10 protein-coding genes are annotated in these 13,808 nt (G+C 66.3%); 6 read left to right on the forward strand and 4 right to left on the reverse strand.

Features of this window, described 5'->3' with window-relative positions; translation table 11 throughout:
• Positions 1 to 110: 110 nt before the first annotated feature.
• The 6 genes from CLU87_RS08435 (at position 111) to CLU87_RS08460 (ending at position 8,900) form a co-directional block, all read left to right on the forward strand.
• On the forward strand, positions 111 to 1,052 hold the full coding sequence (locus CLU87_RS08435; RefSeq protein WP_099730141.1) for an MBL fold metallo-hydrolase: 942 nt from the start codon (positions 111 to 113) through the stop codon (positions 1,050 to 1,052).
• A gap of 2 nt (positions 1,053 to 1,054) precedes the next feature.
• A complete protein-coding gene (locus tag CLU87_RS08440; RefSeq protein WP_099730142.1) occupies positions 1,055 to 2,041 on the forward strand; it encodes a catalase family peroxidase in 987 nt (328 codons plus the stop codon).
• Positions 2,038 to 2,718, forward strand: a complete 681-nt coding sequence (locus CLU87_RS08445) for a DsbA family protein (RefSeq protein WP_099730143.1) — start codon at positions 2,038 to 2,040, stop codon at positions 2,716 to 2,718. Before CLU87_RS08440 ends, CLU87_RS08445 begins: the two co-directional genes overlap by 4 nt.
• 273 nt (positions 2,719 to 2,991) lie before the next feature.
• Positions 2,992 to 4,842, forward strand: coding sequence for a PAS domain S-box protein (locus CLU87_RS08450; RefSeq protein WP_056062435.1), 1,851 nt, complete (start codon positions 2,992 to 2,994; stop codon positions 4,840 to 4,842).
• On the forward strand, positions 4,839 to 5,249 hold the full coding sequence (locus tag CLU87_RS08455) for a response regulator (protein WP_056062437.1): 411 nt from the start codon (positions 4,839 to 4,841) through the stop codon (positions 5,247 to 5,249). The genes CLU87_RS08450 and CLU87_RS08455 overlap by 4 nt, the downstream gene beginning before the upstream one ends.
• An 18-nt stretch (positions 5,250 to 5,267) precedes the next feature.
• The gene (locus CLU87_RS08460; RefSeq protein ID WP_099730144.1) at positions 5,268 to 8,900 is read left to right on the forward strand and encodes an EAL domain-containing protein; all 3,633 of its coding nucleotides are present in this window, start codon (positions 5,268 to 5,270) and stop codon (positions 8,898 to 8,900) included.
• 58 nt (positions 8,901 to 8,958) lie between these two features.
• Here the strand turns inward: CLU87_RS08460 and CLU87_RS08465 are convergent, their stop codons facing one another.
• From CLU87_RS08465 to CLU87_RS08480, 4 genes are read right to left on the reverse strand one after another with little or no spacing between them, the layout of a single operon-like run.
• Positions 8,959 to 10,377 (reverse strand): ABC transporter ATP-binding protein, encoded by a 1,419-nt coding sequence (locus CLU87_RS08465; RefSeq protein WP_099730145.1) that lies wholly within the window; start codon positions 10,375 to 10,377, stop codon positions 8,959 to 8,961.
• Entirely contained in the window at positions 10,374 to 11,216 is an 843-nt protein-coding gene (locus CLU87_RS08470; protein ID WP_099730146.1) for an ABC transporter permease, read from the reverse strand. The genes CLU87_RS08465 and CLU87_RS08470 overlap by 4 nt, the downstream gene beginning before the upstream one ends.
• Positions 11,213 to 12,181: an ABC transporter permease gene (locus CLU87_RS08475; RefSeq protein ID WP_099730147.1), complete on the reverse strand. Its 969-nt coding sequence runs from the start codon at positions 12,179 to 12,181 to the stop codon at positions 11,213 to 11,215. Before CLU87_RS08475 ends, CLU87_RS08470 begins: the two co-directional genes overlap by 4 nt.
• Positions 12,178 to 13,791 (reverse strand): ABC transporter substrate-binding protein, encoded by a 1,614-nt coding sequence (locus CLU87_RS08480; protein ID WP_369804299.1) that lies wholly within the window; start codon positions 13,789 to 13,791, stop codon positions 12,178 to 12,180. The genes CLU87_RS08475 and CLU87_RS08480 overlap by 4 nt, the downstream gene beginning before the upstream one ends.
• Positions 13,792 to 13,808: the final 17 nt, after the last annotated feature.

The following is a 13,808-nucleotide window of genomic DNA, read 5'->3' on the forward strand; positions in this document are numbered from 1 at the left end:
GGCTGGCGCTGTATTGCGTCACTGCATTGCTGCTGGGTTTTTCTGCCAGCGCATCGGCTCACCAAGAGTGCGCGGCCCCAGGGTGTGCTGCTTCGGAGCCTTACCATGGAATGCCCGCGATTGCGACCATTGGAGCGCGCACCGGCAAGTACATGGAAATCCCCGAAGCTGCCAAGGGACCCACCATTGACCCCGCGAAGGGTTATCGAATCCAGGAACTGGGGCGCGGCCTGTACATGGTGACCGACAACGTCTACCAGGCGATGTTCGTGGTGCACAAAAAAGGCGTAGTGCTGGCTGACGCACCGCCCCCGCTGGCCGGATTTATCGCGAAAGCCATCCGTGAAGTCACGGGCAAGCCGATCACACACATCATTTACAGCCATGCCCATGTTGACCACATCGGTGCAGCAGGGGAGTTGCTAGCCACGCTGCCGCGCCGACCTGTGATCATTGCGCACGAAGAAACCCAAACCATCCTGGCGCGTGCACGTGATCCCAAACGCCCGCTGCCCGGCGTCACCTTCCGCGACAAGTACACCCTCAAAGTGGGCGGGCAGCGCCTGGACCTCTCGTACCACGGCAATGGTCATGAGCCGGGGAACATCTTCATCCTGGCACCTGAGCAACGTACGTTGATGGTGGTGGACGTCATCTTTCCCGGATGGATGCCGTGGAGACGCCTTGCGCTGGCGCAGGACATCCCGGGCTACTTCAAGCAGGTCGAGAAGATCAAGTCGATGGACTTCGACTGGCTGGTTTCTGGCCATGTTGCACGAGCCGGTACCAAGGCCGACGTCGCCATGCAACACGAGTTTTTGCAAGATCTCAAGGAGGCTGCCGGCAAGGCACTGCAGAACACTGCCTTGGTCGAGGGCATGGATGCCCGCGACCAATCCAACCCCTGGGCCGTCTTTGACAATTACATTGACCGCGTGGCGGCCCAATGTGTGAACGCGTTGACACCCAAGTGGGCTTCTCGCCTGGCGGCTTTTGATGTGTACATCTGGGACCAGTGCTTCACCATGGAGCAGAGCCTGCGGCTGGATTGAACATGGCACTCAGAAACTACATCTACCTTATGTTGCTTACGCTGGCCGTTGGGCAGCCGATGGCGGTAGTAGCCCAACCATTGACAGAGTCTGTGGACGCATTGGAGGCGTTGTTTGGCAAACACGCTGGCGTGCGTCGTACGCAGACGAAGGGGCTGTGTGCGAAGGGCTTCTTCATCGGAACTGCCGAGGCACGAGCACTGAGCAAAGCGACTGCATTTTCGGGAGCCCAAGTGCCAGCCCTCGCTCGGTTTTCGGTGGGTGGGGGCAATCCCGGCGCGTCGGACAAAAGCCGCTCAACACGTGGTCTGTCGCTCAAGCTGGACCTTCCCGATGGGGCAGTCTGGATGCAGGCCAACCTGTCTGCTCCGGTATATTTTGTGAAGGACCCGGCGGACTTCGCTCCGTTTGTCCGATCCCGCGTCCCGGACCCGGTGACCGGCAAACCATCTCCAGAACGCTTGGCAGCATTCAACCTGGCTCACCCCGAGTCGTTGCGCCAGGGGAAATATCTGGCCGAGCGTTCTGCGCCTGCGAGCTATGTCACGACTCCTTATTGGGGCGTGAACGCATTCATCTTCCGGGCTCCGGATGACCAACGCCGCTTTGTGCGTTGGCGTTTTGAGCCGGAGGCGGGAGAGCAGCGATTGAGTGAGGAGCAGAGCATGCAGCTACCCGACGATTTTCTCGCGGCAGAGCTGAAGGAGCGACTTGCCAGAGGACCCGCTTCCTTCCGGTTTTTGGTGCAGTTGGCTGAAGACGCCGACGATCCCAGCGACCCGACCGTCGCGTGGCCAGAACAGCGTCGGCAGGTCACTGCAGGGCGTCTGGTGATTGAGAGCTTGTCCGAGTCTTCGACCTGCGAGCCCGTCCTTTTCAATCCCCTGGCTCTGCCGGATGGCATCGAACCTTCTGCCGACCCGGTGCTGCTGGCGCGTCCAGCCGCATATGGAATTTCATTCGGGCGCCGAATGGCGGAGCGCCAATGAACGCCGCCGCCAGCGAGCGACACCGCTTGGTGTTTGTGGGAGACCCCATGTGTTCATGGTGCTACGGCTTCGGACAAGAACTGTCCGAGGCACTGGGCCAGCGGCCCGAAATGCGGCTCGACATCGTCACTGGTGGTCTGCGTGCAGGGGCTACTGAGGTATTGGACGATGCCGGCAAGCGCTTGAGGTTGTTTCACTGGGCGAAGGTGGAAGCAGAGACAGGCCTGAGCTTTGACCGAGAGGCCCTCCTGGCTCGGCGAGGCTTTGTATACGACACAGAGCCTGTCTGTCGCGCGGTGGTTGCCGCTCGGCTCAGTCAGCCGGGTGCAAACCTGTTGGCCATTTTTCGGGCGCTGCAAAAGGCTTTTTATGCCGACGGCTTGGACACGACCGATCCAGAAGTGCTGGTCGCCGTAGTGACTCAGGCTCTGTCGGTACAGGCGTTGGATGCCCAAGGGCTGCAGGAGTGCTTCGTGGCCGATGCCACCCTCCAGGTGACTCAGAGGGACTTTGCGCAAGCGCGTCGCTGGGGCATCACCAGCTTTCCCGCACTTCTGGGCAAACATGGCGAGCACCTGGTCCGCCTGGTGGATGGTTTTGCCAAAGCGCCCGTGTTGCTTGCGACCATAGATCGTTGGATGGATCAGACATCGATGACAGTCACACCCCGGGGCTAGCGGGGGAAAGTGTATGCAACGCCACAGATGGTGAGGCCCACTTTGTGCAGCAGCGCTATTGATCAGCCCCTGTTGCATGCTTTCCGATTCTTCCCACAGCCTGCATGATCGCGCTGGCAATTCAGAGTTGGCTTTTTGAATCTTTCCCTCCTAAGATGGCCTGACGCTTCGGCATTGCTGGCATAAGCCTGATGTGTGCTATGCCGAATATGGCGAGCGTTGAAGGTCCCTGGAGCAGCTGACTCTCCAGGAAGCAGAAAGCGAGAGGGCTGGATGGCGACTGACTTTTCTGCCGGGTACTGGGAGCAAAACCCCGATGCATTGCTGGTGCTATCACCCCAGGGCGTGGTGCTGGAGTGGAACCCGGCGGCCGAGCTGATCTTTGGCTATTCGCAGGCCGAAGTGCAGGGGCGCTCCATCCTCGACCTGATCGTGCCCCAGGGTCGCGCGCATGAAGAGGACCTTTTCCGTGCCGAGGCCCTGCGGCTGGGCACTTCGGTGCAGGAGGCTGTGCGCCGCCGCAAGGACGGCTCGCTGGTGCATGTCAATGTATCGACCAAGGCCGTGTGCGATGCGGCCGGGCAGGTGCTGTACTTTTTGTCGAGCAAGAAGGATGTCACCCAGCTCAAGGTGCAGCGCGATGCCAAGCTGCTGGAGGCGCGGTTTCGCGACCTGCTCGAATCCACCCCCGACGCAATCGTGATGGTCAACGTGACTGGGCGCATCGTGCTCGTCAACTCGCAGGCCGAGCGCGTGTTTGGCTACCCCCGCTCCGAGTTGTTGGGCCAGGCGGTGGAGGTGTTGTTACCCCACCGTTACCGGGGTGCCCACCTGGGCCATCGCAGTGGTTTTTTTGGCCAGCCGCGCACGCGCACAATGGGCGCAGGGCTGGAGCTGCATGGCCTGCGCAAGGACGGTGGCGAGTTCCCGGTCGAGATCAGCCTGAGCCCCATCGACACCGAAGAGGGCACCATGGTGATGAGCGCCATCCGCGACATCACCGACCGCAAGCGCGCAGACCAGAAGTTCAAGGACCTGCTGGAGGCCGCACCCGACGCCATGGTCATCGTCAACCGCGAAGGGCGCATCGTGCTGGTCAACTCCCAGGCGGTCAAACTGTTTGGCTGGAGCCGCGATGAGCTGCTGGGCCAGCCCATTGAGTTGCTGGTGCCCCAGCGCTTCAGCGCCCGCCACCCCGACCACCGGCGCAACTTTTTTGCCGAACCGCGTACCCGCTCCATGGGCGCAGGGCTGGAGCTGCACGGTTTGCGCAAGGACGGCAGCGAGTTTCCGGTCGAGATCAGCCTGAGCCCGCTGGAGACGGAGGAAGGCCTGTTTGTCTCCAGTGCCATCCGCGATGTAACGGAGCGCAAGCGCATCGAGCAGGTGCTGCGCGACAAGAACCTGGAGCTGGAGAACGCAGCGCTGGTGAAAGACCGTTTTTTGGCCAGCATGTCCCACGAGCTGCGCACCCCACTCAACGCCATCATTGGCTTTACCGGCACGCTGCTCATGAAGCTGCCCGGCCCGCTCAATGCTGAACAGGACAAGCAGTTGCGCATCGTGCAGACCGGCGCCAAGCACCTGCTGTCGCTCATCAACGACCTACTCGATGTGGCCAAGCTCAGCGCCAACAAGGTCACGCTGAACCTGGAGCCCGTGGACTGCAAGACCCTGATCGAAGAAGTGTCTGCGACACTGGAACTGGAGGCGCGACGCAAGGGCTTGGCCTTTGCCGTGCATGCGCCGCCGGTGGATGTCTTGTTGCTCACCGACCGGCGCGCGCTCAGTCAGATTCTCATCAACCTCGTGGGTAACGCCATCAAATTCACGCAACAGGGGAGGGTGGATGTGGTGCTGCAGGAGTTGCTGCTGCCCACCGGCCGCGCCGTTCAGCTGCGGGTGCAGGACACCGGGCCAGGCATACCGCTGCAGGAGCAGCCCCGGCTGTTCGAGGCGTTTTCGCGGGTCGAGAGTGCGGACCGCCGCCACCATGAGGGCACAGGCCTGGGCTTGCACCTGAGCCGCAAGCTGGCCGAAGCACTGGGAGGCACCCTGGGTTTTGACAGCACCGAAGGCCTGGGCAGCACCTTCACTCTGCAATTGCCGGAGCCCCAGGCATGACAACCACCATCCATCCCGCCACCATTCTGGTCATCGAGGACGATGACGCAAGCCGCCTGCTGGTCACCTACCTGCTGGAAGCCGCTGGCCACCGCGTGCTGGCAGCCGAAAACGGCGCCGTCGGGCTGGACCTGGCCCTGGCCGAGAGTCCAGACATTGTGTTGTGCGACCTGCAGATGCCGGTGATGAACGGCTACGAGGTGGCCCGCGGCCTGCGCGCCAGCCCACGCTGGCGGGTGGTGCCACTGGTGGCGGTGACAGCCTTCTCAATGCCGGGCGACCGCGAGAAGGCCCTCGAAGTCGGCTTTAATGAACACCTGTCCAAGCCCATCACGCCCGAGACCTTTGTGCAGCAGATCGAGGCGTTTTTGGCTGGTGCCCACCCGGCTCCGCCCCAATCAGGTTGAATATCCAGCACGTACAGCATGGCAAAGATCCTCGTTGTCGATGACCTCCCAGCCAACCGCGCCCTGGTGGTGACCCTCATCGGGCACAGCGGCCACCAGGCGCTGGAGGCGTCCGATGGCGCCGAGGCGTTGGCCGTGGTCCGTGCCGAACGCCCCGACCTGGTGATCTCCGACATCCTGATGCCGACCATGGACGGCTTTGAGTTTGTGCGGCAACTGCGCTCAGAACACGGCCTGGCGGCCACGCAGGTGATCTTTTGCAGCGCCCACTATCACGAGGAAGAAGCCCTGCGCCTTGCCAAGGCCTGCGGCGTGACCCAGGTGCTGTTCAAACCCTGCGAGCCGCAGGACATCCTGGCCGCCATCGAGCAGGCGCTCACGCAGATCCTCCACCAGCCCTCGGTGGCGTTGGAACACAGTTTTCAGACCCGCCACCTGCAACTAATGACCGACAAGCTCACCGGCAACATGGCCGAGCTGGAGGCCATGAACCGGCGCCTGTCCGCGCTGACCGATCTGAACCTGCAGCTGGCCTCCGAGCGCGATCCGCAGGTGCTGCTGGCCAATGTGTGCCGGGGTGCGCGCGAGCTGGTGGGTGCGCAGTACGCCGTGTTGTGCGTGGTGCGCAAGCACAGCGACGGTGCCATCACCTGCACCAGCGGCATGGACCCGGCCCTGCAGAACGGACCGCTCGATCTGCCTGTGGTGTCGCATGGACTGTTGGGGCAGCTGCGGGCCGAACGCCGCCCGCAGCGCCTGGTCAATGCCGGCGGCGACCCTGTGGCGCTCGGCTTGCCCGCAGGCTATCCCCCGGTGCACACGGCAGTGATCGCACCCATCGTGTCGTTGTCGTTCTCCTATGGCTGGCTGTGCCTGGCCAACAAGCTGGGGGCCGATGCCTTCAGCGCCGATGACGAAAAAGTCCTCGCCATCCTGGGCGCGCAGGTGGGCCGCATTTACGAGAACGGCAGCCTCTACCTGGAGATCCAGCAGCACGCAGACCAATTGCAGGTGCAGGTGCAAGAGCGCCAGCGGGCCGTGGATGCCCTGCGTGCCAACAAGGCCAGCCTGCGCCGGGCCCAGGCGCTGGCCAAGATATCCCACGTCATCAGCGGGCCCGATGGCGCCTTCGAGAGCTGGCTCGATACCTTGCCCGACATGCTGGGCCTGGACGAAAGCGCCATGCCCCGCTCGGCCCGCGACTGGCTGGCACTGGTGCACCCCGACGACCGCGACATGTTCCGCCGCCATGCGCTGCAGGCTGCCCACCTGGGCGCGCGCATGGATTTCACCTACCGTGTCCTGCGTGGCGACGGCCAGCCGCTGTACTTGCGCCAGGTGATGGAGCCGCTGGAGGACGAGGCGGGCCGCGGGGAGCAGGGCCGCTGGTTCAATACCATCCAGGACATCACCAAGGAAAAGCGCGCCGAAGAAGAACTGCACGAAAGCGACCGCCGCTTCAACGACATGCTCGACAAGGTCGAGATGATCTCGCTGATGCTTGACTGCGAAGGACGCATCACCTACTGCAACGACTACCTGCTGCGCCTGACGGGCTGGCAGCGCGACGAGGTGTTTGGCCGCAACTGGTTCGATCTGTTCGTTCCACCCGAGATGGGCGATGTGCGCAGTGTTTTTGCGGACGTGCTGGCCGATCGGCCGTCGGCGTGGCACTACGACAACGAGATACTGACCCGCTCTGGCGGGCGGCGCCTGGTGCACTGGAACAACACCGTGTTGCGCTCGGTGGGCGGGCAGGTGACCGGGGTGGCAGCCTTGGGAGAAGACATCACGGCGCGCCGGGATGCCGAGCGGCGCATCAAGCGCCTCAACCGCGTGTACGCCGTGCTCAGCGGCATCAACACCTTGATCGTGCGCGTGCGCCAGCGCGACGAGCTGTTCCGCGAGGCCTGCCGTGTTGCGGTGGAGCACGGCCAGTTCAAGATCGCCTGGATCGGCCGCGTGGACCATGCCCTGCAAGAGGTGGTGCCGGTGGCGCTCGCCGGGGCCGGGGCGGAGTTCCTCATGCATGTGCGGCGCCGGTTGTGGCTCAGCGAAACCCCCAGGGAGGGCGAAAGCCTGAGCGCCAGCGTGGTGCGCACCCAGCAGGCCGCGGTGTGTGAAGACATTCAGAGCGACCCGCGCATTCTGGTGCCGCAGGAGCTGGCTGCGCGCGGCGTGGCATCCATGGCCGTGTTGCCCCTGCTGGTGGCGCACGAGGTGGTGGGCGTGATCGCCCTCTTTGCAGACGAAGCCGGGTTCTTTGACGATGACGAGATGCACCTGCTGACCGAGCTGGCGGGGGACATCGGTTTTGCCATGGACCACCTCGACAAGGAAGAGCGGCTGAACTACCTGGCGTACTACGACGACATCACAGGTCTGCCCAACCGCACCCTGTTCCTGGAGCGCAGCGGCCAGCACCTGCGGCCGCGCGAAGGGGCCAAGGCGCTGCTCGGCATGGGGCTCATGGACATCAGCCGGTTTCGGTTCGTCAACGACACCCTGGGGCGCCAGGAGGGGGACGAACTGCTCAAGCAGGTGGCGCAGCGGCTGCAGCAAGCGGCGGGCGACGCGTACGACGTGGCGCGCATTGGCGTCAACAGCTTCGGCATCGCCGTGACCGATGCGCGGGATGCGGGCGCGGTGGCGCTGGCGCTGGACGGGTTGATGCGGGCCTGTTTTGGTACCCCCTTTGTGCTGGGCGGCACCGAGCTGCGCATGGCCGCCAAGGCCGGTGTCGCGCTGTACCCCATGGATGGTGCCGATGCAGAGACCCTGCTGCGCAACGCGGAGGCAGCCCTCAACAAGGCCAAGGCCTCGGCCGACAGCCTGTTGTTCTACACCTCGGAGATGAACACCCGCGTGGCGGAAGCCCTGAGCCTGGAGGGCCGCCTGCGCGACGCACTGGAGCAGGGCCAGTTTGTGCTGCACTACCAGCCCAAACAGCACCTGGCCACGGGTGCCATCGCCGGGGCCGAGGCCCTGATCCGCTGGAGCGATCCCCGCCGGGGGCTGGTGCCACCCGCGCAGTTCATCCCCATTCTGGAAGAAACCGGCCTGATCTACGACGTGGGCCGCTGGGCGCTGCGCCAGGCCCTGGCCGACAACCTGCGCTGGCGCCAGGCGGGGCTGGCGCCCCTGCGGGTCGCCGTCAATGTGTCGTTCTTGCAGCTGCGGCACCGGGGCTTCATTGCCGAGGTGCGCGACGCCGTGGCCCACGACGCAGGGGCGGCCGCCGGGTTGGAGCTGGAGATCACCGAAAGCATGGTCATGGACGATGTGCAGCACAGCACCGCCAGCCTGCATGCGCTGCGCGAGATGGGCATCACCATTGCCATCGACGACTTTGGCACGGGTTTCTCGTCACTGAGCTACCTGGCCAAACTGCCGGTGGACACGCTCAAGATCGACCGGTCCTTCATCCTGAACATGGCCTCAGGCCCGCAGGGCGTGGCGCTGGTGTCCACCATCGTCAACCTGGGGCACTCGCTGGGGCTGAAGGTGGTGGCCGAAGGGGTGGAGACCGAGGACCAGTCCCGGCATCTGGCGCTGCTGGGTTGCGACGAGATCCAGGGGTATCTGCTGAGCAAGCCGGTACCTGCCGAGGTGTTTGAGGCGCAGTTTCTTCAGTCAGCGGTGGCCGATTGACAGAGCATGTCTTCGGCGTGTTTGCGCTTTAGTCCACAACGGGCTGTCTGGTCATTTGTTAAGGCGATTCACGCATATGCAGCGTTTGCGTTGCAACGACATTTGCCAGCGCCTCATCATGGGTGACCAACACTAAAGCAGCCCCGGATTCGTGTACGGCATCTAGCAGTACCTGTATAGCCTCTTGCTGCGTGATCGGGTCCAGGCGCGAGGTCGGCTCATCGGCAAACAGCAGTGCTGGTTGCGCCACCAGCACGCGCGCCAGCGCAATGCGCTGCAGCTCGCCGCCCGACACCTGGTCGGGCTTGCGCGCCAGCAGGTCCTCGGGCACGCGCAGTTGGGCCAGGCGCTGCTGCACCGCCTTCCAGTCGCAGCGGTGCAGGCGGGCGGCATCGCGCAGCGACTGGGCCAGGCTGATGTGCGGAGCAAACGAACTGACCGGGTCCTGGAACAGCTTTTGGAACGCATACGGGCGCAGCCGGGAGCTGCGCTCCACACGGCCGATGTCGGGCGCCACCAGGCCCAGCAGCACATTGCCCAGCGTGCTTTTGCCGGTGCCGCTGGGGCCTTGCACGGCAATGCGTTCGCCGCTGTGCAGCGTCACGTCCAGTGGCGCAAACAGCTTCCGCGCACCATAGGCTTTGGAGATACCGCGCGCCTGCACGACGGGCTCGCCCAGCGTGGGCTCGGCAAACGGCAGCCAGTGGGCCGGGTCGGCCTGGAGCAGCTGGCGTGTAAAGGCGTGCTGCGGCGCTGCCGCCACGGTGTGGATGTCGCCTTGCTCCACCGCCTGCCCGTGGCGCAGCACGATGACCTGGCCGGCCAGCGCCTGCGCTACCTGCATGTCGTGCGTGATGGTGAGCAGGCAGCCGCCTGCCTTCAGCACGCCTTGGAACAACTCCACCATGCGGCCGCGCCAATGCGCGTCCAGCCCTTTGGTGGGCTCATCCACCATCAGCACCGGGGCGCCTCCGGCCAGGGTGATGGCGGCCACCGCGCGCTGGGCCATGCCGCCCGACAGTTGCCAGGGGTAGTGGCTGCCTGCACCGCCCAGGCCCGCAGCGCTCAGCACCTGTTCGGCCTGAGCGCTGGCGGCGCTGGGGGGCTGCTGGTGCAGCAGGCGGTACACCTCGGCCAGCTGCGGTGCCACGCGGGCCAGGGGGTTGAGTGCCAGCGAGGGCTCCTGCGGCAGCAGCGCCAGCTTGCGGCCCCACAAGGCGCGGCGAGCGGCGGCGTCCTGGGCGCGGGTGGTGGTGCCATCCAGCGTGATCTGGCCCGTGGCCTGCAGCGCCGGCGGCAGGTTGCCCATGATGGCCTGGGCCAGCAGCGACTTGCCCGCGCCGCTTTCGCCCACCAGCGTGAGCGCCTCGCCCGGCCGCAGGCTGAAGCTGATGTCGCGCAGCAGCCGCTTGCCGCCGACCTGGATGCCCAGGCCCTCCACGACCAGCAGGGCGTCGGATTTCAAAGGCGTGGTCATGCGGTCTCCCGGTCGGGGTTGAGCAGCATCATCGCGGCCACCAGCCACACCAGCAGGGCGGTGGGGGCAGCAATGAGCCACGGGGCTTCTTCGTAGTAAGGCATGGCCTCGGTCATCATCAGGCCCAGCTCGGGCGTGGGCGGCTGCATGCCCACACCCACAAAACCCAGCGCGGCCAGCGCCAGCACGGCTTGCGATGTGGTGAAGGCCAGCAGCGTGCCCAGCGTGGGCGCGAGCGCAGGCAGCAGGTGGCGGCGCAGCACGTATCCGCGCCCAAAACCCAGCAGGCGCGATGCCTGCACCGCATCACCTGCCAGCACGGGCCGGGCCACCGCGCGGCTCACGCGGAAGTATTCGACCCACAGCGCAGCCGACAGGCCCGCATACAGCGCCCACAGCGCTCCGGGCGCCAGGGCCGCGATCAGCAGCACCAGCAGCAGGCCGGGGATGGCGAGCACCGAGTCCGACAGCATGAGCAGCGCCCGCTCGGTGCGCCCGCCGCGCCACGCGGCGACGATGCCCAGCAGCGTGCCGGGCACGGCGGCGCTCACGGCCGCCAGCAGCGCCATGCCCAGCGACAGCTGCGCTGCATACGCCAGCCGCGCCAGCGCCGATCGGCCCAGCACATCGGTGCCCAGCCAGTGCTGGGCGCTGGGGAGCGCCAGGGTGTTGCGCAGGTCTTGCACCACCGGGCTGGCGCCCACCAGCCAGGGGCCGAGCAGGGCAAACAGCGCCAGCAGGCCGAGCATGGCTAGGCCCAATGTGGTGCGCAGCGGCCAGCGGGGCTGGGCTACTACGGCGCCTGTGGGCGATGAAAGGGTGGAAGGCACGGCACTCATGCAGCCACCTTTTGGGTATGTCGGGGGTCCAGCGCGAGGCACGCCGCATCCACCAGCAGGTTAAACACCACAAACAGCACGCCCATGCACAAGGCCGTGCCTTGCACCACAGGGATGTCGCGCCCAAACACGGCGTGCACCAGCGCATGGCCGATGCCGGGCCAGGCAAACAGCGTCTCCACCACCAGCGCACCCTCCACCAGAAACAGCGCCTGCACGCCCAGGTAGGCCGTCACCGGAACGGCGGCATTGCGCAGGCCATGGCGCACCAGCGCCTGCCAGTCGCTCAGGCCCTTGGTGCGCGCAAATTCAAAAAAGGGCGACACCACCACCTCCAGCATCGCAGCGCGGGTCACGCGCGCCAGCCCAGCGGCCAGGCCCAGCCCCAGCGTGAGCGCGGGCAGCACCAGGCTGGCCTGGCTCTCGTCACCGCCCGCAGGCAAAAAGCCCCACTGCACCGCCACGAGCAGGATGAGCAGCACCGACAGCAAAAACGGCGGCAGCGCGCGCAGCACCACGGCCATCAGCCAGCTGGCCTTGTCCACCCAGCCCTTAGGCCGCAGCCCGGCCCATACGCCCAGCGGCACACCCACGGCAAAGGCAATGGCCAGCGCGGCAGCCGACAGGCGCAGCGTGGCGCCCAGGTGGTGCGTGACCTCGTGCCACACCGATCGCTGCGACACCAGCGACTGCCCCAGGTTGAACGTGGCCATGTCGCGCCACCAGTGCAGCAGCGCCAGCCAGCCGGGGCGGTCCAGCCCCAGCTCTGCGCGCACCGCGTCGGCGGCAGCGTTGCTCACCAGGTCGTAGCCATAGCGGCCCGCCGCCACGCGCATGGCCAGGTCGCCCGGCAGGGCGCGCACCATCAAAAAGCACAGCGTGCCGATCAGCAGGGACACGGCGAGCACCTGCACCAGCCTGCGGCCGAGCAGGGCGGCCCAGGGTTTTGAAATCAAGGGGTTCATGGGTTGTTCCACTCCATGCCGGTCAGGCGGTAAGAACGCTCCAGCGGGTCCAGCGTGACGCCCGCCAGCCGGGGGGCCACGGCCACATGCTGGCGGTACCACGCCACGGGGATCACGGGCAGCTCCGTTTGCAGGGTGTGCGTGATGGATTGCCGCAGCGCGCGCGTGCGCTCGGGCGGCGTCTGGGTGCGCGTCAGCTCGTGCAGGGCCTGCACCACGGTGTCGCTGTGCCAGCCCATAGCACCCCAGTCGCCGCCCTGCGCCGCAAAGTCGGCCGCCAGCGTGCCTGTGGGGTCGGGCACGTTGGCGTAGTTGCGCGCAGCCAGCGCCAGTTGCAGGCTGCCGTCGCGGTGGCCCCGGGGCACGTCGCCCGAGTTGCCGATGCTCACCTTCACCGCCATGCCCGCCAGCCGCCACTGCTCCTGCAAGGCGGTGGCAATCAGCGGCAGCTCGGGCCGGTCCACAAAGGTGCGGATCACCAGGTGCAGCGGCTGGCCGTTTGTATCGCGCAGGCCGTCGCTGTGGCGCTGCCAGCCAGCGGCCCGCAGCAGGCTCGCGGCGGCTTCGGGGTCGTGCTGCAGCGGGGGCAGGTGCGGGTTGTGCCACGCGCCCAGCGTGGGCGGCAGCAGTTGCGTGGCGGCCAGCGCCTCGTCGCCCATCAGCGCCAGCGCAATGCCCGCGCGGTCGATGGCCAGGCTCAACGCCTGCCGCACGCGCACATCGCGCAACGCGGGCAGGCCCGCATTGAGCTTGACGATGACGGTGCGCGGCAGCGTGACCGAGGCAATCCGCACTGCGGTGCGGCGCGCCAGAGCAGGGTTTTGCGCATGGCGCTGCAGCCGCCGCAGGCTGGCCGGGTCCAGCCCATAGGCCAGGTCGGCCTGGCCGCTCTCGGCCATCAGCGCGCGGGTTTCTGCGCGGCTGGCGGCCAGGTAGCGCACGGCGGCAATGGCGGGGCGCGGGCCGTCGTAGGCGTCAAACACCACCGTTTCGACCTGCTGCGGCGGTACCAGCTGTGCAATGCGGTAGGGGCCGCTGCCAATGATTCTGTGCACCTTGCCGTCGGTCCCATAGCTGGCCGGGGCCAGCACCATGGTGCTGGAATGCGCCAGCAGCGCGGGCAGGGCGGTGTGGGGGCGCTGCAGGCGCATGAGCACCGTGCCCTCGTCGGGCGCGGTGATGGACTCAATGGGCGCCTGGCTCAGCAGTGCAGGCGCCACCTGCGCAGCCTGCAGGCTGCGCACCACGGCGACAGCCGTCACCGGCGTGCCGTCATGAAAACGCGCCCCGGGCCGCAGCTCAAACTGCCACACCAGCCCATCCGCCGACCGGCGCCAGAGCCGCGCCAGCGCGGGCCGTGGCTGGCCATCGTCTGCAGCGTCCAGCAGGGTTTCGGTGACCTGCAGGCGTGTGAACACATAGCCGCTGCTGGCGGGCGCCAGGCCGCTGATCTCCCACGGGCCGACGATTTGCAGCGGTGCGGGGGGGGAGGCAGGTGGTGTGCCCTGCGCCCAGGCAGCGGGCAGGGCGCCTGCCGCCAGCGCGGCCACGGGGGCCTGCAAGGCGCGGCGTCGCGTCAAGGGTTTTGTGACGGTTGAAAGTGTTGTCATGCAGGTCATCGGCACCA

Source organism: Acidovorax sp. 59 (genome assembly GCF_002754175.1).
GTDB lineage: Bacteria > Pseudomonadota > Gammaproteobacteria > Burkholderiales > Burkholderiaceae_C > Acidovorax > Acidovorax delafieldii.